This is a genomic window from Micromonospora sp. NPDC048868, from assembly GCF_043198195.1.
Lineage (GTDB): Bacteria > Actinomycetota > Actinomycetes > Mycobacteriales > Micromonosporaceae > Micromonospora > Micromonospora reichwaldensis.
Genome location: NZ_JBICUN010000006.1, coordinates 267,825 through 287,474 on the forward strand (window position 1 = coordinate 267,825; position 19,650 = coordinate 287,474).

The 19,650-nt window shown below is 70.3% G+C and carries 17 protein-coding genes; 11 read left to right on the forward strand and 6 right to left on the reverse strand.

Annotated elements, in window-relative coordinates; all coding sequences use genetic code 11:
* Positions 1-235 precede the first annotated feature (235 nt).
* Entirely contained in the window at positions 236-1,330 is a 1,095-nt protein-coding gene (locus ACGFNF_RS12490) for a hypothetical protein (protein WP_393167608.1), read from the forward strand.
* 15 nt (positions 1,331-1,345) lie between these two features.
* A complete protein-coding gene (locus tag ACGFNF_RS12495) occupies positions 1,346-2,740 on the forward strand; it encodes a hypothetical protein (protein WP_393167610.1) in 1,395 nt (464 codons plus the stop codon).
* Positions 2,741-3,212: 472 nt separating this feature from the next.
* Here ACGFNF_RS12495 and ACGFNF_RS12500 read toward each other — a convergent pair whose 3' ends face one another.
* Together ACGFNF_RS12500 and ACGFNF_RS12505 are read right to left on the reverse strand one after the other, a co-directional pair.
* Positions 3,213-4,004, reverse strand: a complete 792-nt coding sequence (locus ACGFNF_RS12500) for an inositol monophosphatase family protein (protein WP_393167612.1) — start codon at positions 4,002-4,004, stop codon at positions 3,213-3,215.
* Entirely contained in the window at positions 4,001-5,059 is a 1,059-nt protein-coding gene (locus tag ACGFNF_RS12505) for a DUF5919 domain-containing protein (RefSeq protein ID WP_393167614.1), read from the reverse strand. Before ACGFNF_RS12505 ends, ACGFNF_RS12500 begins: the two co-directional genes overlap by 4 nt.
* Positions 5,060-5,349: 290 nt before the next feature.
* On the opposite strand from ACGFNF_RS12505, the gene ACGFNF_RS12510 reads away from it, so the two are divergent.
* The 5 genes from ACGFNF_RS12510 to ACGFNF_RS12530 all read left to right on the forward strand — a co-directional run bounded on the left by ACGFNF_RS12510 (position 5,350) and on the right by ACGFNF_RS12530 (position 9,189).
* A complete protein-coding gene (locus ACGFNF_RS12510; RefSeq protein ID WP_393167616.1) occupies positions 5,350-5,643 on the forward strand; it encodes a hypothetical protein in 294 nt (97 codons plus the stop codon).
* The gene (locus tag ACGFNF_RS12515; protein ID WP_393167618.1) at positions 5,640-6,710 is read left to right on the forward strand and encodes an FAD-binding oxidoreductase; all 1,071 of its coding nucleotides are present in this window, start codon (positions 5,640-5,642) and stop codon (positions 6,708-6,710) included. The genes ACGFNF_RS12510 and ACGFNF_RS12515 overlap by 4 nt, the downstream gene beginning before the upstream one ends.
* The gene (locus tag ACGFNF_RS12520) at positions 6,710-6,985 is read left to right on the forward strand and encodes a DivIVA domain-containing protein (protein WP_393167620.1); all 276 of its coding nucleotides are present in this window, start codon (positions 6,710-6,712) and stop codon (positions 6,983-6,985) included. Before ACGFNF_RS12515 ends, ACGFNF_RS12520 begins: the two co-directional genes overlap by 1 nt.
* Before the next feature lie 63 nt (positions 6,986-7,048).
* Positions 7,049-8,359, forward strand: a complete 1,311-nt coding sequence (locus ACGFNF_RS12525; protein ID WP_393167807.1) for a VWA domain-containing protein — start codon at positions 7,049-7,051, stop codon at positions 8,357-8,359.
* Positions 8,356-9,189, forward strand: coding sequence for a peptidase (locus ACGFNF_RS12530; RefSeq protein ID WP_393167622.1), 834 nt, complete (start codon positions 8,356-8,358; stop codon positions 9,187-9,189). The genes ACGFNF_RS12525 and ACGFNF_RS12530 overlap by 4 nt, the downstream gene beginning before the upstream one ends.
* Before the next feature lie 108 nt (positions 9,190-9,297).
* On the opposite strand, the gene ACGFNF_RS12535 is transcribed toward ACGFNF_RS12530, so the two are convergent.
* Positions 9,298-9,618 carry a GYD domain-containing protein gene (locus ACGFNF_RS12535; RefSeq protein ID WP_393167624.1) on the reverse strand — a complete coding sequence of 107 codons (321 nt, stop codon included), beginning with the start codon at positions 9,616-9,618 and terminating at the stop codon, positions 9,298-9,300.
* Positions 9,619-9,841: 223 nt separating this feature from the next.
* On the opposite strand from ACGFNF_RS12535, the gene ACGFNF_RS12540 reads away from it, so the two are divergent.
* Positions 9,842-10,189, forward strand: a complete 348-nt coding sequence (locus ACGFNF_RS12540) for a DUF6223 family protein (RefSeq protein ID WP_393167626.1) — start codon at positions 9,842-9,844, stop codon at positions 10,187-10,189.
* A gap of 51 nt (positions 10,190-10,240) precedes the next feature.
* Here ACGFNF_RS12540 and ACGFNF_RS12545 read toward each other — a convergent pair whose 3' ends face one another.
* From ACGFNF_RS12545 to ACGFNF_RS12555, 3 genes are read right to left on the reverse strand one after another with little or no spacing between them, the layout of a single operon-like run.
* Entirely contained in the window at positions 10,241-10,903 is a 663-nt protein-coding gene (locus ACGFNF_RS12545) for a response regulator (RefSeq protein ID WP_393167628.1), read from the reverse strand.
* Positions 10,900-12,072, reverse strand: a complete 1,173-nt coding sequence (locus ACGFNF_RS12550; RefSeq protein WP_393167630.1) for a sensor histidine kinase — start codon at positions 12,070-12,072, stop codon at positions 10,900-10,902. Before ACGFNF_RS12550 ends, ACGFNF_RS12545 begins: the two co-directional genes overlap by 4 nt.
* Positions 12,073-12,082: 10 nt before the next feature.
* The gene (locus tag ACGFNF_RS12555) at positions 12,083-15,385 is read right to left on the reverse strand and encodes a hypothetical protein (RefSeq protein WP_393167632.1); all 3,303 of its coding nucleotides are present in this window, start codon (positions 15,383-15,385) and stop codon (positions 12,083-12,085) included.
* A gap of 258 nt (positions 15,386-15,643) precedes the next feature.
* On the opposite strand from ACGFNF_RS12555, the gene ACGFNF_RS12560 reads away from it, so the two are divergent.
* The 3 genes from ACGFNF_RS12560 to ACGFNF_RS12570 all read left to right on the forward strand — a co-directional run bounded on the left by ACGFNF_RS12560 (position 15,644) and on the right by ACGFNF_RS12570 (position 19,605).
* The gene (locus ACGFNF_RS12560; RefSeq protein ID WP_357576529.1) at positions 15,644-16,969 is read left to right on the forward strand and encodes an AAA family ATPase; all 1,326 of its coding nucleotides are present in this window, start codon (positions 15,644-15,646) and stop codon (positions 16,967-16,969) included.
* A 123-nt stretch (positions 16,970-17,092) separates the two neighbouring features.
* Complete coding sequence (locus tag ACGFNF_RS12565; protein WP_393167634.1) at positions 17,093-18,469, forward strand: M23 family metallopeptidase; 1,377 nt, start codon at positions 17,093-17,095, stop codon at positions 18,467-18,469.
* A 230-nt stretch (positions 18,470-18,699) separates the two neighbouring features.
* Positions 18,700-19,605 (forward strand): hypothetical protein, encoded by a 906-nt coding sequence (locus tag ACGFNF_RS12570; RefSeq protein WP_393167636.1) that lies wholly within the window; start codon positions 18,700-18,702, stop codon positions 19,603-19,605.
* Positions 19,606-19,650: the final 45 nt, after the last annotated feature.

A 19,650-nucleotide genomic window follows, 5' to 3' on the forward strand; every position in this document is an offset into this window, starting at 1 on the left:
GCTCTCTCGGGCTTGGGTCTCCCGGGAATTTCAGAAGCCGCTCGCGCTGATGCGTCTTACGCGGACCCCAACATCGACGAGGGTGAGCTAGTTCATCTTGCTGGTGAGGTGCCTAGCAAAACGACTCGGGTAACTAGTCGTTTTCGGGAGCTACTCGGAGCAAACGAACGTCTGACCGAAGCCGAAGTCACGCATCTTTACGTCCGCCATCTTTATTCGGCACTAAGGAGGACGGATGTTTGATGTGTCAAACTTAGATGCCTGGGGCGATGATGCCCTACTGCGCACTGTTCAAGAGTTCAGAGGAGTAGGCTCTGAATCTGATCAGCCGGACGAAGATCGCTTTCTTGTAGGAGTTGCAGCTCTCGTTCGAAAGCGACTGGAGCGCGATGAGCTAGAGGGCGACCGTCGTCCGGCGTTCTTCTTCCTGCATCCATCACCTCCAACGATTCCAAAGCTCAGAAGGCGACGCCATGTGCCGATGCTCGACAGCGGTTTGGAACGGGTGTCGGGACATCTTTGGTTCGTCAATAAGGTAGCGAATGACGGAACTGCTGTACCGTTTGAAGATGACGATGACGATGAGGCAGTGTTCCGCCTAGCTCTTCACGATTGTCAAGTCGGAGAGTTTCCTGCAATCGTATTCGATTGCAGGTTGCAAGAGCCAGAGCTGCGATACTACCCAGACGGGTTGGCAAAGCCCGACAGTTGCAGGGTAGTCAGAATTTCACGTACAGAGATAGCTATTGAGGAGATCTTCGATGTCATAGACAGTCTCTATCGGCAAGCGCTGTGTACTCCTGACGCACAAGGGCGAGCGGGGAAGATTTGGAAAGATGCCGCCAAAGGATGGGCCTCGTCTGACGCGGAGGATCTGGTTCAGGTCGTGGTCCGCAACGGACTGATTGGACGTTTCCCCACCTGCTTTGTCAACGTCGAACAATCGCGTGCCACGGGGCGGCTAGATATTGAGATCGAGGAGCCATTGCCGGAGAACAGGGCGCGCTATATCAAGCACGCTGTGCTCGAGTTGAAGGTCCTTCGTGGTAGAAACTACAAAGGCACCCCGGTTTCTGATTCGTATAACCGCGAGTGGGTCAAGAAGGGGGTTAAGCAGGCATCTGAGTACCGCACCGAGCGCGGGGCCCGGCTGGCAGCGCTTTGCTGCTTCGACATGAGGCCGGCGCCCTCAGGTGATGCCTGTTTTGCGCATGTTATAGACTTAGCGTCCGCTCTGGATGTGAATTTACGATGCTGGCATCTCTTTTCCAGTTCAGAAGCATACCGCGATTACCGGGTAAGCGCTGCGGTTTCGGAATCGGCGTCTTGACGTTGGGGTGCAAATATGGCTGAGCCGCTGGCGGCGCTCACTAGGCACTATGAAAGTCTGGCCACGAAGTGGCAGGTATGCGACCGCAGCGGTGATTATGCTCCTTTGGTTGTTCCCACAGGCAATTCGCAAGAGCCGTTCCACCGCTGGTTCCGGATGAAGGAAGCATACTCACATGCGCTCCTGCCTCAACTGCTGAAAGAGCGTGAAGCCGTGCCGGGCGGCCTGAGCCTTCTAGATCCATTTTCCGGAGGCGGGACGACTGCGGTGAGCGGAATCTCATATGCCAGATCCGTTGGCGTGCCTGTTGACATAATGGCGATTGAGAGAAACCCGGTTCTCCGTGTCATATCGCACGCGAAATGCGCGGGTATTAGGCGTGGGTCAGAGCTTGCTGAGTTAACCGAGGATGCTTATGCGCAAGTGGTCGCTGCCTCTCGTCGACTGAAGAGCCGCCCGGAGCTACTTGACACGCCGTCAGTTACGCTTCGGAACCCTTCCTATTATTCTGATGCAAACAGGACTTCGCTTTTAGCTCTAGGTAAAGCAGCGGCTGAATGTGAGCTAGATTCCGACGCTCGCGCGGTGATTCAAACGTGTATTGCCGCAGCTGTTGAGCCTGCCGGTCGGCTCCGGCGGGACGGCCGAGCACTGCGTTACACGCCGGAACGTAAACCTGCCGATCCTGTCGATGTTTTTGGGGAATCCGTTAACCGATGCATCGTTGATATGCGTCTTGCTCGAGCCGCGGAGCATGGCGCATCCTTCTCGCTTGCAAGTGGTGATGCCCGTCAGGTGGATGTACTGTCCGGCGGAAGAAGGTTCAACTGGATCGTGTTTTCGCCGCCGTATCCTAACAATATTGACTATACTGAAATATATAAGACCGAAGCGTGGGCTTTGGGCTTCTATGACGACATTGCTTCAATGAAGGCTCAGCGGCTAAAGACGCTACGTAGCCACACCAGCCTGTATTTCCCGGAAGAGTATGCTTACTTGTCTGGCCGTCGCTCCGGGGACGTCCAAGCGCTCATCAGTCCTGTTCTAGCGGCCATCCCCGTCGATCGCTATGAACGTGGGAGACGGCAGCTCGTCCGGGGTTATGTTGACGATATGTTGCGAGTTCTCGCTGCATGTCGAGCGATCTGCACTGACGACGCCCAGCTTGCTCTCGTGGTTGGAAACTCAGTTCACGGAATCGGTGAGAATAGGTTCGTTATTGCTGCTGATCTTCTGATCGCGGCTCTGGGGGAACTTTCTGGATGGGAGGTGGTTGAGATACGTATCGCTCGGCGCTTGAGGAGGCGCTCAACGGATTCGCGGTATTCGCGAGAAAGTGTTGTAGTTCTTCGCCCGTCTTTGGCGTTCAATTCGTGTGATGAAATAAGCCCACTCCATAAGCCTGCTTAGCGACGCGAGGGTTGATGATCTTTATACGATATTCACGCAGAGTAGGGTGGTGGTGAGCAGGTGGGCTAACGAACGATGGACATCTGGCTTCCATGAGGCTTGGGGCAATTCAGGCCCGTCGTGCACGGACTCGCCTCTTCGCGGCTATCGACGGAAACTGCGGCGACCTAACTAGAATCGCCGCCGATGCCACTATCCGGCGGGAAGGCCCGCAAGTGAACAACCCACCGTGCCGATCGGTGACGGGGTTGCAAGTGGGCGATCCGGATGACGGTGCCTGCGTTTGGCCGGAGATGGCAGGACGGCCGTGCTTGTCTACCTCGGCCAGGTGTAGCAGTCGGCAGGTACCCCAGGCTCTGTCGGCGTGGCTGCCGTATGGCTCGCATGATTTTCTGTCTGAAACAATGACTCTCCCCCCGTTTACCTCATCCGGGGGTGGATCACGGTGAGCGCCTGCGCACGTTCGTCTCGGTTAGGCATCCCGCTTTCCCCCTAACAGGTCGAGGCCGTCGTCGAGCAGGGGTGGCGCGAAGCCCAGGGTTACAGACGAGTTGAGGTCGTGCCTCTTGCCGTCCCAATCCACCACCTGAGCCCCAGCCTCCCGCGCGATGGCTACCCCTGCAACCATGTCCCAGGGATGGTTGGAGAGGGTGAAAGCAACATCGACTCTTCCCTCGGCCAACCAGGCCAGGTCAAGCGCCGCGGAGCCAGTCATCCGAACCCGCTGCACGGACTCAGCGAGCCGTGCGGTCAGCGCGAGCCGGAGACGGTTCTTTGCCGCCGCATCTTCGCCCACGGCGTAGTCGCCGATCGCCACGATCGCCTCGCTAAGCCGGCTCGTCCTGCTCACCCGAATCGGTTTGCCGTCGACCGTTGCGCCACCCCCCTGAGCGGCGGCGTAACGGTTGCCGAGGAAGGGCAGCTCGATGACCCCCAGGACCGCCTCGCCGTTGTGCAGCAGCCCGAGCGACACCGCGCAGAGCGGGATGCCTCGCACGAAGTTGGCTGTCCCGTCAATCGGATCGAGCACCCACTGCAGCTCTCCCGACCCGCTGATGCCGTCCTCCTCGCCGAGAAACCCGATGTCGGGAGTTGCGATACGGAGAAGCTCGCAGACGCTGCGCTCGATCTCGTAGTCCAACGCGGACGCCATGTCGCGGTCACCCTTGGCTGTGAGCGCGCCCGGTGGCTTACGCCGCATGTCCTCGGCCGCCCGTGCAACCGCCTCGATCGCAACCGGCAACAGTGGTCCGTAGTCGCTCACAACTGCTGCCCCCGTCGCCACTGCGTCTCGAAGTGCTGTTCGAACACCGGATACAGGCCGCCGCGAGCCTGTCTCCGTCTGGCGACGAACGCGGGGGAGTCGACCCCTCGGCTCTCCGCGAGGTACGGCTGCGCGACGCAGAGATCGTCGACCAGGATGACGTTGAAGCGCAACGTGTCGTCGTAGACCGCCAGTTCCATGCGGTCCTGGAGCCTGTCGGGCAGCCGGTCACGCACGCGCATGAGCGTTTCGATGTTGAGCTTCGTCAGCCCGGACAACTGCCCTGCCGGAAAGCCTTCTTCCGCCTCGCGTGCCTGGACAGCCTGCCCCGATGGATCGAGGAACAGAAGGCGGGCGTGCGCACCGGCCTCGACCAGGTCGTGCCAGCGGCGATCCGGGTAACCCTGGGACAGGAGGTTGAGCGACAGGCCAACGGCGCGCACGGTGCTCGCGCCGCCGAGGAGTTGATCGGGCGGAAGGTTGGTCGAGAACTCGGAGCGGTTCGGGTGGACGGCGACGAGGTCTCCGAACCGCTCCTCATCCAGGTTGCCCGCGGCGGACGGGTCGAGAATTGCGGAGAGCGCGAGGACCACGTCGCCGGGTGGGACCGTGCTCGTCTCCCAGTTGGTGACGTCGTCTCCGGTGGGCCGCCAGGTCAGCGTCCGGGCCAGCACGGCGGCGAAGTCTCCGACGCTCAGTCCGAGGGCCTGACGAGTCCGCGCAACCTGTCCGCACGCTGCGGCTCCAAGGTCGAGCCCGCTGCCGGAAGCCGGGGCCGGCAGGTTCGTCTGCGGTATCGCTGCCGCGAATCGGCGTCGAGCCTCGTCGGCAGCCTGAGCGAGGGCAGTGTCCAGGGCCGCCTGCATCTCAGGGCGGGGGTTGACGCTCTTCCCGCCGGCTTCCCACTTGGAAACGGTCCGTTCGGCCACGCCCAGGTGCACGGCGAAGTCACGGATGCTCATGCGGAGCGCATAGCGGAGTGCCTTCGTCTCGCGGCCGGTCCATCGCTGCACGGGTGTCATCGTGCCGCCTTCGATCACGTCGAGAACGGTCATCGTGCACCTTACCGGCAGCAGGTGCAGCGCAGTTACCGGCCAAGTGCAGTGCGTGGTCATTCTGGTCTTTCTGCAGCTCAGAAATGGTGGACGCATGACCCGGGGCGGGTGCTGGCTCCGGAACTGCGTCGGTCCCCGAACGACACAGCTCCGCTCCCGCCCGCCCCGGCGCCACTCCACCAGCCGCATCCCGAGGGGCAGAAGAACGTGACCACCCTGAGCGACGCCATCCCGATCCTGACCACCACCACTGGGGAAGCCGGAGCCCTTGTCGAGCAAGGCGGCTGGGCGTGAGCGTGCAGGAGGTGGTCGGGCGGTGGCTGCGCCTCGTCGTGGCGGACGCGGAGCTGTCGCCGTACCTCATCGGGGTCGACCTGGAACGGCTCGGCGCGCACCTGGCGGCGGGCCTCGCCGCGGCCCTCGAAGGCCAGCCGAGAGAGGACCCGTGGCGCGGGTTCGGCCTGTCGGAGGAGCAGCACCGGCGCGTCGTCGACTACCTGGCGGGGGTGCTCTGGGCGCTCGACGAGCCCGACGAGCGGATCGCCCGCGCCCGCCGGGCCTTCGCCGGGGAGGTGGGCGCGTGACCATCACCGCCGCCTGGGAGGCAGCCGTCGAGAAGGGCGCCGACGACTTCTGGTGCACCCTGGATGACCGCCGCCCCGGCCTGCTCCCCGAACGGGACGCGCCGCTGCTCTTCGCCGCGCTCGGCCGCCTCACGGTCGGCGGCGACGATCCGGCCGGGCGGGCGGCGCTGCTGGCGGTGCTCGGCCGCGCGTACCGCCAGCTTGGCCTGCTGCCGCACGCCGCCACCATCGGCGACGCGCTGCTCGCCGCCGTTGCCCGGCGCGCCCGCCCACTGTGGACGCCACGGCTCGCCCACGCCTGGGAGCACGCCGGCCGCCGCGCGGACAAGGCCGTGCGGCGAGCCGCCGCCCGCGCCGACGACCGGCCGGCCTGGTGCCCCGCCGAGGTGATCGGCCACGACCGGCCGTGCGACACCATCGCGATCCTGACCGTACGCCCCTGGCAGCGCCTGCCCTTCCGGCCCGGCCAGGCGGTCCCGGTCTGCACGCCGCGCCGGCCCGGCCGCTGGCGCTGGCTCTCCCCGGCCAACGCCCCGCGCCCCGACGGCACCGTCGAGCTGCACGTCCGCGCCGTCGCCGCCGGGGCCGTCGCCCACAGCCTCGTCCACGACGTACGCCCCGGCGAGCTGCTCCACCTCGGCCCGCCGCGCGACGCCGGGCTGTGCCTGGACCCGTCCGCGCGGCGGGACCTGCTGCTCGTGGCCGGCGGCACCGGGCTGGCGCCGCTGCGCGCCCTGGTCGAGCAGGTCGCCGCTGCGCCCGACGGCCGGCGGGTGACCCTGGTCGTCGGCGCGCGCGCCTTCGCGGACCTGTACGACGCGACCGCCCTCGACAAGCTTCAGCATGCCCACGACTGGCTGACCGTCGTGCCCGCCCTCAGCCACGATCCCGGCGCCGAGCCCGCCGAGCGGGGCGACGCCCTCACGATCGCCCTCGACCACCGCCGCCCCGACGACGACGTGTACGTCTGCGGCCCGCCCCCGATGTTCGCCGGCGCGCGGCTGCGGCTGCTCGCCGCCGGGGTGCCCGCCGACCGCATCCACCTGCCGGCGGAGCTGGTGCCCTGATGGCCGTCTACCGCAGTCGCCACGCCCTGCCCGGCCCGCTCACCCCCGACCGGGTCCTCGACGTCGCCCTGCCGCGTACGCCGCTCGGCCGGCGCGGCTACCGGGTCGACGAGGTCGACGCCCTGCTGTGCCGCCTCGCCCACGAGCTGCGCGACCGCACCCGCCAGCTCGACCTCACCCGCGCCGAGAACCACCGCATCAAGGAGGCGCTGCGCACCTGGCAGACCCGGCAGACCGAAGAGCGCTCGCGGTCCCGTCAGGCCGAACGATCCTGAGTGGAGGGTGGTGAGGCCGCGCGATCAGTCGCGAGCTTGGTGATCACTAGGATCGGCGCCGTGATGATCAAACGACGGCTTCCAGCGGTCCTCTTAGGACTGTTGGTGGCCTTCCCGACACTGGGCGTGCCTCCCGCCTACGCCGACGAGCACGAGACCGAACCCGTCGAGCCGCCCAAGGTGGAGCTGGTCCTCGACGTCAGCGGCTCGATGCGCGCCAAGGACATCGGCGGGCGCTCCCGTATCGCCGTGGCCCAGGAGGCGTTCAACGACGTCGTGGACGCGTTGCCCGAGACGACGGATCTCGGCATCCGCGTCCTCGGCGCCACCTACGGCGGCGACGACAAGAAGGTCGGCTGCCAGGACACCCAGCAGCTCGTCCCGGTCGGCCCGGTCGACCGGGTGAAGGCCAAGAACGCCATCGCCACCCTGCGCCCGACCGGCTTCACCCCCGTCGGGCTGGCCCTGCGCGAGGCGGCGAAGGACCTCGGCGCCGGCGAGACCACCCGCCGCATCGTGCTCATCACCGACGGCGAGGACACCTGCGCGCCACCGGACCCCTGCGAGGTGGCCCGCGAGTTGGCCGCCCAGGGCACCCACCTGGTGGTCGACACGCTCGGCCTCATCCCGGACGAGAAGGTACGCAGGCAGCTCGTCTGCATCGCCTCGGCGACCGGCGGGACGTACACCTCCGCGCAGAGCAAGGACGACCTGACCCGGCGGATCAAGCAGATCGTGGAACGGGCCAAGGACACGCACACGAAGACGCCGGCGAAGGTGGCCGGCACCGACGTCTGCGCCAAGGCGCCCGTGCTCACCGCCGGTGTCTACACCGACCGGGAGCGCTTCGAGGAGCACCGGTGGTACCGGATCCCGGTCCAGCCGGGGCAGGAGCTGCGGGCCTCGGTGAGCATCGGCCTGGACCGGCCGTTGAACCGGGACTACGGCGTACTGCTGCGGGCCACCGCCACCGACGGGCGGGAACTGGTCCGGGGCAACGACGCCGGCAGCGGTCGTACCGATGTGCTGTCGACCGGCGTGCGCTGGTCGGCGGCGGACGACGCGGACGAGGAGGAGTCGGCGGACGACGACAAGGGCGGCGTCTTCACGGAGTCGACGGAGAAGGCTCCCGAGCCCACCGTCGTGTGCCTGGTGGTCAGCAACTCCTTCTCCGCGAAGGCGGGCGCCGGTGCGGCTCCGGGCATGCCGCTCGAACTGACAATCGACCTGGTCGACGCGTCGCCCGCCCCGAACAGTCCGGGTCTCGGCCGGGGCTGGGTGCTGTTGGGCGTACTCATCCTCGCGGGCCTGCTCAGTGGGTTGATCGTTGGTTGGCTGACCCGTTGGTGGGTAGCGGTCTGGAGGACCCGATGACGATGCGGAAGGCTCCGGCCCTGACCTCGGCCCGCCGGGCGGCGGTGCTGCTCGCCGCCACCGGTATCGCCGTCGCGCTGCCGGCCGCCGCCGGCGCGGACACGCCCACCCCGTCGCCGGGGGCCGCCACCATCAACAAGGCCGGCACCTCGTTCCTCACCGCCGCCGGGATCAGTCCCGGCCAGCCGGTACGGGTCGGCGCCTCCGTGGGCGACTACCTGTACTGGTCGTTCACGGCCGCGGCGGGGGACACCCATCACGTGGCGGCCACCGTGTCGCTGCCCGCCGCGGCGAGCCGGAAGGGCGACTCCACCTGGACGGTCGAGGTCTTCGACGGGCTGCGCCGCCGGCAGGCGTGTGTGGCGGGGGCGCAGACTCCGGTGGCGTCGAAGAGTGCCGCCACAGTCGAACTCGACTGCGAGCTGCGCCAGGTGCGCTCGTGGGCCGAGCCGTGGTCGGGTGACCCGTTGCCGGGCACCTACTACGTCCGGCTGTCCGGCATCGAGTTGCCGGAGCAGGAGCTGGGCCTGCCGATCGAGGTGAGCCTGCTGGTCGGGGTGGAGTCCGACGGCGACACCGAGCCGGAGGGCGGCGACCTGAGGGAGCCCCTGGTCCCGGCGGTGAACCCGGGCAAGGTGCTCGCCGGCGATCCGACCGCCAGCACTCCGGCCCCGGGGGCGGCCGGTGTCGAGGAGGACGGCTGGTTCGACTGGGTGCGGTGGCCGGGCCTGTCGTCCCGCTGGTACTGGACCATCGGCGGCGGCATCCTGGCCGCCGTCGCGGGCGTGGTCGGGTTCGCCCTGACCCGCCCCCGCCAACGCGTCGGCTGACCGTACGCGCGGTCACAGCACAAGGGCACGAACGAGACCGACGACGACGGCAGGGCGGGCATGACCGAGCAGGTCATGCCCGCCCTGCTCCGCGGCCGGGTCGACGGGTCAGCCTCCCGGCGGCCGGTAGGGCATGTTCATCCGGAGCGCCCCGTCCATGTCCTCCGGGGTCAGCAGGGGGTTGACCCGGGTGTCCAGGCCACCGGCCGCCCGGATCGTGGTGGCAAGGGCGACGGCGGTCTGCTGGTCGGGAAGATCGCAGATCACGTACGCGTCGTGCGGGCCGAGCCCGAAGTGGAAGGACTCCACCCGGCCACCGGCGTTCTCGACCAACGCCTGGATCACCTCGGCGCGTCTCGTCCCGCCTTCCCTCATCAACCCGTTGATCCCCTCGACCGTGTAGGTCGCCATGAACAGGAACTTCGTCATCCGGGCGTCACCTCCGTATCCCGGCCGCGGGTACCCGACGTGCCGGCGACTAGTCCTGCCCGCTCTGCCCTTGACGAGGGCGCGAGACAACCAGGGGGGTACGTCACCCCGGGCGCGCGCAACCCGGGTGGTAGGCCCATTGCCAACTCCGGCATGACGACCTGTGACCACGCCGGTACATACGCTGCCGGCTGTACTCGTCATGCGAGCGAAGGGATCCTCGATGAACGTTCGTCACCTGCTTGCCGCCACTAGCGCCTACACCATGAGCGCCGGGCGCCTCGGGGCCACCGTCGCCGCCCTGCTGGGGCTGGCCGGCGTGATCATCGGCGGGCTGGCTCTGGCCCGCCCCTCCGGTCGGTTCGGCACCGGTTCCGGCCGACTCGGGGCCACCGTGGCGCTGGCCGCGGGGCTGATCGGCGTCGCCCTCGGCGGGCTGGTCGTGGTCACCTCCGACAGCGGTATCGGCACCGGAAACGGGCGGGGCGGGGCCTACGTGGCCCTGGTGCTGGGGCTGGTCGCCGTGGTCCTCGGTGGGCTGGCCCTGGTGCGTTCCCGGCGCACCGCCTGATCGCGGGCCGGCCAGGGGCGCCGGGTCGGTGCGGTGCCGCCGAGGTCGCCGTCAGGAGCGGGCGAGCCAGCCGGGAACGGTCAGGCCGGACTCGTACGCGAGGATCACCAACTGGGCCCGGTCCCGGACCCGGGTCTTGGTCATGATCCGGCTGACGTGCGTCTTCGCGGTGGCCGGGCTCAGCACCAGCCGCGCCGCGATCTCGTCGTTGGACAGGCCGGCGGCGACCAGCACCAGCACCTCGCGCTCCCGCTCCGTCAGCGCGCTCAGCCGCGGCCCCGGATCCGGGTGCGTGGCCCGGGCGGCGAACTCGGAGATCAGCCGGCGGGTGATCGACGGCGCGATGAGCGCGTCACCCCGCGCCACCACCCGCACCCCGTGGATGAGCTCCGCCGGCTCGGTGTCCTTGACCAGGAAACCGCTCGCGCCGGCCCGCAGCGCGCCGTAGACGTACTCGTCCAGGTCGAACGTGGTCAGGATGATCACGCGGGCGTCGCTGCTCGTGACGATCTCCCGGGTGGCGGCCAGGCCGTCCAGCCGGGGCATCCGGATGTCCATGAGGACGACGTCCGGCCGCAGTTGCCGGGCGAGCCGTACCGCCTCGGCTCCGTCGGCGGCCTCGCCGACCACCTCGATGCCGTCCTCGCCGCCCAGGATGGACCCGAATCCGGCGCGCACCAGGGTCTGGTCGTCGGCGAGCAGCACCCGGATCACGCCGCGTCCCCCGGCTCCGGTCGGGGCGCGGGCGGGCCCGCCGGCACCGGAACGGGCGGTATCGGCAGGCGGGCGCGTACCCGGAAGCCGCCGTCGACGCCGGGGCCCGTGGTCAGCGAGCCGCCCAGTGCCCGGGCCCGCTCGCCCATGCCCAGGATCCCGTTGCCGGGCTGGCCCGCCGTGCCGACGCCGTCGTCCTCGACCTCCAGCAGCACGTCGTCGCGGTCCGGTCGGACCCGGATCACCACGGCCGTCGCGCCGGCGTGCCGGGTGACGTTGGTGAGCGCCTCCTGGACGATCCGGTACGCCGCCAGGTCCACCTCCGGTGGCAGCGCGCGGGTCTCGGCCAGCTCGGTGCGGATCTCCAACCCGGACCGCCCGGCGGTCGTGACCAGCTCGTACAGGCGGTCGAGGCCGGGTGTGGGCCCGGTCGGCGCCGCATCCTCCCGCCGCAGGATGCCGAGCGTGGTGCGCAACTCCCGCAGCGTCTCCTTGCTGGTCTGTTTGATCGCGGCGAGCGCCTGCGCGGACCGGTCGGGGTCCGGCCGGTGCAGCGCGGCGCTGGCCTGCACGTTGATCAGGGAGAGATGGTGACCGAGCACGTCGTGCAGCTCACGGGCGATGCGCAGCCGCTCCTCGGTGGCCCGTCGCCGGGCCTCCTCCTCCTTGCCCTGCTCCGCGGCCAGCACCCGGGCCTGCGCCTCGGCCAGGTAGGCCCGGCGGTTGCGGGTCACGCCCACGATGACCGCGACGAGCCAACCGGCGTGCAGCAGCGTCGCCCCGTTCACACTCTCGGCCGTCCGGTTGTAGCTGTCCGCGACGGCGAAGGCGACCACCGAGGCGAGACCGAGCCCGACGGCGACCCCGAGATGCCCCTCGTCGACGACGGTGTAGAGCGCCACGACGAACACCAGCATGATCGGCCCGGGCCGGTGCAGCAGCGCGCCGTACGCGCCGACGGCAGCCAGCGCCACCACGCCCACCGCCACCGGATGGCGGCGGCGAAGGTAGAGCGCGCCGGAGGACGCCAGCACCGCCAACAACGCCGCCCGTTCGGCGGCGGTGTCGATGCCGGACGCCTGCACCACCAGGCCGACGACGGCCACGAGGCCGACCACCGGCACCAGGGCCACCTTCGCCGCCAGGCCGTGCCATCGCGACGTCCACATGCGTCGAAGCCTAGTGCCGGACGCCGTACGACTCACTTGCGCCAGGCGGGGGCCATCCGTTCGGACATCTCGTGCCAGAACGTGCGCAGGTCCCTGCGGTTGACCGCCTGCCAGTCGGCCCGCGCGCCCGGCCGGAACCAGTGCCCGACGAGGTCGATCTGGTGGCGCAGAAGACCTCCTCCATCTGGTACGGCAGCTCGTCGCCCTTCGGCGGCAGCGGGCACAGCCGGAACGGGCAGTCGTCGACGCAGGTGGAGCCGGGCTGGACGTCGTGCGCCTGGCGGCGGCTGAGGGTGACCCGCATGGCGGTGCGGTCGATGGTGAGGCACGGCGGCAGCTCGGGCCGGCTGGCGCGGGTGAGCCGGCGGGCCCGCTCGGTGCTGTTCCGGCCCCGGTCGGCGAGGTTGAGCAGCAGCATCACGTCGGCCAGCAGCCGTTGCGCCCGTGGTTCCAGGACGGCCCAGCCGTGCGAGGCGGGCAGCCAGGAGTCCTGGAGCCGGCGGATGCCGGGCTGTGGGCTGACCGTCCCGACCCGCCCGACGATCTCCCGCTCGTCGATCCAGCAGCGTCGCTCGGGGTGCCGGTCGACGAGCGACTCGACGCACAGGTCCGCGACCTTGCGGACGAGCGGGTGGTCGGTGCCGCTGTGGCGGTGCGGGGCGCGGTCGCCGCCGCCGGCGATCGAGGTCCAGAAGTCGACAAGTCCGCGCGGGTCCGATCCGTGGCCCCGCTCGCGCAGCGTCTCGCCGGGATCGCGGGGCAGGGCCAGCAGGGTCAGCGCCTGGATGAGCACCAGGTGCGAGTACCAGAACCGGGAGTGCCGCAGCGCCTTTTCGGCCTCCTCGATCAGCAGGCTGCGGTGCGCCGGGTAGACCCGGCAGTTCGCCGCGAGGCGGAACCCCTGGGCGAGCGTGAGCTCGTAGACGCGGGCCCCGTCGGTGGCGTCGGAGGCCAGCCGGTGCACCCGGCGTTGCAGGGCCAGGTGGGCCTCGTGGCACCAGTTGGGTTCGCCGGGTCCGTGCTCGTCGTCGGCGTAGAGGAACAGTGACGGCGTCATCCAGGTCCGAATCTCGTCGAGGCGCTCCTGGCCCGGTGACGCGTCCGCTCGCGGCGGGTCGGAGAGCCGGCCGCGCAGCGCGCGGACGGCCGCGTTGCCGCCGGCGGCGATCTCGCGGGCCGCGGCCAGCCGGGGAAGGTAGGAACCCTCGTCGGCCATCATCAGGAACAGTTGGTCGTACTGCGGGGTGGGTCGCCGCGACCGGAGCCCGGTGGGATCGGGGGGCCGCTCCGCGAGCTGCCGGGCGGCGTCGCCGTAGCGGTGCACGAGGGCGATCTTGGCGTCTTCGAGGGGGCGGTCGGTGACGGACCCGTCGCCCTGGTAGTGGCACCAGGCGCTGCGGATGGTGTCGGCCAGCCGCCGGTGCGAGGTGTGCCCGGTGGCGGCGTCCATCTCCAGCGCGGCCGCGAACATCTCCAGCGCCCGGGTGCGGTTCGGGGTGCGCGCCGCCTCGGTGCAGAGCCGCCGCACGAGGTCGATCGACGTCTTCCGGGTGGCGATCGCGTCCCGGCTGTCGGCCGGCAGGCCCACCCTGCGCCGTACGGCGTCGCCGAGGCGGGGCAGGTTCCCGGGCCGGACGGTCCGCTGGCGTCGCCCGTCCAGTTGCGCGAACGCGCCCGCGCTGCGGGTGTGCAGGGTGAGGGCGGCCAGCAGTTCCCGCCCCGGGCCGTGGTGGTGGGCGAAGGCGCGGTCGAGGAAGTCGGGGTCGCGCATGGCGGCGGTGAGGAAGCGCGCGCCGAGGTACGCCTGGATCACCCCGTGCTGGAAACGCACCCCCTCCTGCCGCTTCACCACGATGTTCAGCGCGTCCCCGGTGGTCTCGGCCAGCCCGACGTCCTGTGCGTTGCCGGCGTCGAGCTTGCGCAGCCGGTTGCGCAGCTCGGTCAGGATCCACCGCCGGCCGGCGTCGGTGGCGCCGTCGCCGCCGGTGAGTTCCGTCGTCCGCACCGACAGCCGGTTGTCGCGCAGTCCGATGCAGGCGAGGGCGGAGAGCACCTCGATCGCGTCGGACCGTTCGACCTGCGGCAGGCCGTAGTCCTCGTACAGGTCGCCGGCGACGGTGGCGGCGCACCACTCCTCCAGCAGGCACCAGCGCAGCGCCACCCGGCCCGGGCCCACCGGCTCGACGCGGTCCAGCCGGTCGACCTCGTGGAGCTGCCCGATGACCCGCAGGTAGAACGGCGAGTCCGCGACGTCGGCGGCCTTGACCAGTTCGGTGATGCGCTCCCACCGGTGGCCCGCTTCGGAGCGGCGGCTGCGGGCCTGCACGTATTCGAGGGCGGGGCCCTGGGCGAGCGGCTCCAGTTGCAGCAGCAGCGCGTCCAGCCCGCGCAGCGGGTCGTCGGGCCGCGAGGCGACCACCAGGGGGAGTCGCTCGCGGACGGCGGCCCGGATGGCGTCCCGCAGCACGCTGTCCCGGTCGGCGGGCTGGGTGGCGTCGGCGAGGCTCTCCTCCAGCCCGTCGGCGAGCACCACGAGGCGGTTCTCCAGCCAGAGCCTCCGCCAGATCCGGTCGGCCTCGCCCGAGGCGCGCAGCCGGGTGTCGATGGTGCGTCCGAACTGTTCGACGGCGAGCTCGCGGAAGTTCAGCTTCTCCGGGTCGGTGACGCTCCGCAGGTCGACCCCGACCGGTACGACGTCGGCGGCCATCAGCATCTCCGCGAGGCGTGCCAGGGTGGCCGTCTTGCCGGTGCCGATGCCGCCCACCAGCAGCAGCGGGCGCCGGGTCGCCCGGTCGCGCAGCCGCTGGATGAGCAGCTCGCACAGCTCGTCGCGGCCGACGATGTCGTTCGGGTCGAGGCCCCGTTCGACGCTGGGCAGCACCATCCGGCTGTTGCGCAGCACGTTGCGCCGGTACCAGCGGCGGACCGGGACGTAGCGCCAGTAGTAGAAGAACGCGACGCCCAGCGCCGCGGCCATCAGGGGCTTGACGAAGCCCTGCACCTGCCCGCAGTAGTACGCCCTCGGCTGGTCACCCTCGCACCACCGGGTCACCCGCAGGAAGTGCGGCTCGGTGCCGAGGACCGTCAGGACCAGGGAGAGCAGGGTCCAGCCCAGCAACGTCCAGGCGACGGCGACGATGCTCCACCGCAGCCAGCGGCGGTAGCGCCACCTGACCCGGTTGCCGGCCCGCTCGTCGGTCCGCCGGCGGCGGTCCCGTTCCGTCCGGCGTTCGCGTCGGGTGCGCCACCGGCGCCGGCGCTGGCGGAGCCACAGTTGGGCCGCCCAGACCGGACCACGTTTCGGCCCGCGCACGGACACCCCCATGGTCGACACGGCCGGTTACCGGACGGAGGCGTCCCCGCCCGCACGTTCACGCTAGAGGGGTTCGCGCTGGTGGGAGCCCGGTTTCGGCGTTCCGTGGCGGCCCGCCGCGCCCGCCCCGCACCACCAGCCCCGACACCCCGGCCGTCGAGGGGCCGGCCGCCGCGCGGGGCGTGACCGGGGCACGGCGTCACCGCTCGACGGTGGGGCAGGCGTAGTGTCCCGGTGATCGGTGGGGAGGGGGAATCGATGCGCTCCGGGCTGGAGGTGCCGCCGGCGGTCGAGGCGGAACGGGTCATCGCCGCCGTACTGGCCGACCTGCGCTCCGGCGACCATCGCGGCGTGGTGGTCGACTCGCCGCCGGGGGCCGGCAAGTCGACCCTGGTGGTGCGCGCCGCCGTCGAGCTGGCCGCCGCCGGCGAACCGCTGATCATCATCGCGCAGACCAACGAGCAGGTCGACGACCTCATCGACCGCCTGGCGCGCAAGGCGCCCGAGCTGCGCATCGGGCGGCTCTCCGCCGCCGACTACCGGCCGTCCGAGCGGGTCAGGGGCCACGAGACGGTCCGGGTCGCCGCCAAGGTCGCCGACCTGGGCGGCCCGGCCGTCATCATCGGTACGGCCGCCAAGTGGGCCACGGTCGCCGAGGGCTCCTGGCCGTGGGCGATCGTCGACGAGGCGTACCAGATGCGCTCGGACGCCCTGCTGCGCGTGGCCGGGCGGTTCGAGCGGGCGCTGTTCGTCGGCGATCCCGGTCAGCTCGACCCGTTCTCGACCGTGGAGACGGGCCGCTGGACGGGCCTGACCTGGGATCCGATGCAGTCGGCGGTGGCCGTGCTGCTGCGGCACAACCCGGAGCTGCCGGTGCACCGGCTGCCGGTGTCGTGGCGGCTGCCCGCCTCGGCGGCCCCGGTGGTCGCGGCGGCGTTCTACCCGTTCACCGGGTTCCGCGCCGGCACCGGCCCGGCCGACCGGGCGTTGCGTCTCGGCGAGCCCGGGGCGGGCGACGCCCTGGACCGGACGGTGGACCTGGCGGCGGCCACCGGCTGGGCGCTGCACGAGCTGCCGGCGCGGCAGACCCTGCGTACCGATGCGGAGGCCGCCTCCGCCTGCGCGGCCCTGGCGCTGCGGGTGCTCCAGCGGGGAGCGGTCGCCGTCTCCGAGCACGCGCCGGCGGGCGCGCCGGTCACCGCCGACCGGATCGCCGTCGGGGCCGCCCACCGCGACCAGGCCGCCGCCATCCGCGCGCACCTGGGGCCGGCGGGGGCCGGCATCACCGTCGACACCGCCAACCGGCTCCAGGGCCGGGAGTACGACGTGACGATCGTGCTGCACCCGCTGTCGGGGCGGCGCGACGCGACCGCGTTCCACCTGGAGTCGGGGCGGCTCTGCGTGTTGACGTCGCGGCACCGCCAGGCGTGCGTCGTGGTGGCGCGCGCCGGGATCGGGGAGCTGCTGGACGCCCACCCGTCGACGGAGACCGTGCACCTCGACGTGCCGGTCAAGTTCCCGGACGGCTGGGAGGCGAACCAGACGATCCTCGCCCTGCTCGCCGGCACGACGGTGGCCGTCTGACCCGGCGCCCCGTCGCCGTCGGTACCGCCCGCCGGACGGAACCGTCCGCCCCCTCTCGCCGGATGGTGATGGCTGCCCTAACATCCATCAACATCAAATCCGGCTCCGGAGGGAACTTCCCCTATGACGGGTCTACCCGCCCGCGTCCTCACCTCGGCCCGCCTGGCACTCGCCGGCGTCGGCGCCGTGCTGCTCGCCATGGTGGGCGCCATCGCTGTCGTGGCCGCACCGGCCCAGGCCGCGGGCCCACGGCCGAACTTCCAGCTGCCGTTCCCCTGCGGCGAGACCTGGCGGATGGCCACCTACTACGGGCATGACGACTACGACATCGACATGACCTTCACCGGCGGCGCCAGCAACGGCCGGCCGATCCTCGCCTCGTACGCCGGCGCCGTCACGTTCGCCGGCTGGACCAGCGGCGGCGGCTGGTACGTGGTGATCGACCACGGCGGCGGCTGGCGGAGCAGCTACGCGCACATGATCGAGTCCCCGCCGGTGCGCGCCGGGCAGTGGGTGTCGACCGGCCAGCAGATCGGCCGGGTCGGCAGCACCGGGAACTCGACCGGCCCGCACCTGCACTACGAGCAGACGCGCGACGGCGTCAAGAGCGAGGCGTACTTCAACGGCGTGCCCTCCGGCATCACCTCCGACGGCAGCCCGAACACGGGACCGCTCTACATCTCCGGCGCCGTCTCGCCGGCCCGGAACATGACCAGCCAGAACTGCGGGCAGGTCAGCTCCAACCGCCAGGTGTACGAGTCCGGCAGCCACAGCGGCTGGCAGATGCTGCCGGTCAACAGCATCACCGGCTCGACCACCGCGTCGATGGTCATGGGCACCAACAAGCTGCTCTACACGGTCAACGACGGCCGGGTGTACGAGGCGGCCAGCGACACGGGCTGGCGCAACCTGTGGACCGGCATCTCGGGGGTCAGCAACAACGCGCTCGCCGTGATCCACGTCGACGGCGTCAAGTACATCTACACCGTGATCGGGGGCATGGTCCACGAGGCGGCGAGCAACAACGGCTGGCGCAACCTGAACACCGGCATCTCGGGGGTCAGCCCGAACGCGTTGGCCGCGATCAACTTCAACGGCGTGAAGATCATCTACACGGTGGCCGGGGGCACGGTCCACGAGGCGGCCAGCAACAACGGCTGGCGCAACCTCAACTCGGGCATCGCCGGGGTCAGCCCGAACGCGCTGGCCGCGATCAGTCACAACGGTGTGAAGATCGTCTACACGGTGGCCGGCGGCACGGTCCACGAGGCGGCCAGCAACAGCGGGTGGCGCAACCTGAACTCGGGCATCTCCGGGATCAGCCCCGACGCGCTGGCGGCGATGGACGTCAACGGCGTCAAGCACGTCTACACCGTGGCCGGGGGCATGGTCCACGAGGCGGCGAGCAACAACGGCTGGCGCAACCTCAACTCCGGCGTCCGCGGCACGACCGTCTCGGCGACGAGCCTCAACGGGGTGAAGATCCTCTACACCGCCTGACGGCGCGACCGGACCACGGCTCCGCCCGCCCGCCCGCCGGCGATCCCAGAAAGCCGGCGGGCGCGGCGGCCCGAGCGAGGGCGATCAGTCGACTACTTGACGTAGTCAGTTTCGGGATAATGCCTGGTCGTGCGACTACATAGCGTGAGCGCGTCAATCGCAGCGCCTCGTCGCGGTCGCACCCGACACCTGCGGGAGGTCACCGCCGAGGCGACAGACAGGAGAATTCCATGTCAGCTCAGGCAGCAGCCCGCCGACTCCGACCCCACGCGTTCACCCTCATCCTCAGCATCGCCGTGGCGGCCGGGGTGGTCGTCCCCGCAGCCCCCGCCTCGGCCGCAGTCCCCGGCCTCGTGCGGATCGCCGCGACGAGCGCCAACGACTCGACCGACTTCCGCAGCGTCACGGCGACCTGCCCGGTGGGCAAGGTTCTGACCGGGACGGGCTACGAGCTCAACGGGGCGACCGGCGAGGCGGTGGTCGACGACCTGCGCCCCAACGGCGGCCCGGCCGCCGCGCCGACCGCCGTCACCGTCGGGGCGTACGAGGCGGAGGCGTTCGCGGGCAACTGGTCCCTCACCGCGTACGCGATCTGCGCCAACCCCGTCGCCGGTCTGGTGCGGATCGCCGCGACGAGCGTCAGCGACTCGGCCGACTTCCGCAGCGTCACGGCGACCTGCCCGGTGGGCAAGGTGCTGACCGGGACGGGCCACGAGCTCAACGGCGTCACGGGCGAGGGCGTGGTCGACGACTTCCGCCCCAACGGCGGTCCGGCCGCCGCGCCGACCTCGGTCTTCGTGGGCGCGTACGAGGCCGACGCCTTCGCCGGCAACTGGTCCGCGACGGCGTACGCGATCTGCGCCAACCCCCTCGCCGGCCTGGTCCGCACCTCCGCGGTGAGCCCCAGTGACTCGAACGACTTCCACAGCGTCGCCGCGGCCTGCCCGCTCGGGAAGGTGCTGACCGGCGCCGGCTACGAGCTCAACGGCGTCACGGGCGAGGGCGTCGTCGACGACTTCCGCCCCAACGGCGGCCCGGCCGCCGCACCGGCCACCGCCACCGTCGGCGCGTACGAGGAGGACACGTTCACCGGCAACTGGACCAGCACCGCGTACGCCATCTGCGCGACGGCGTAGTCACCGGCGCCGGCCGGTGGTGCCGCCCCGACCCGGGGGTGGTGC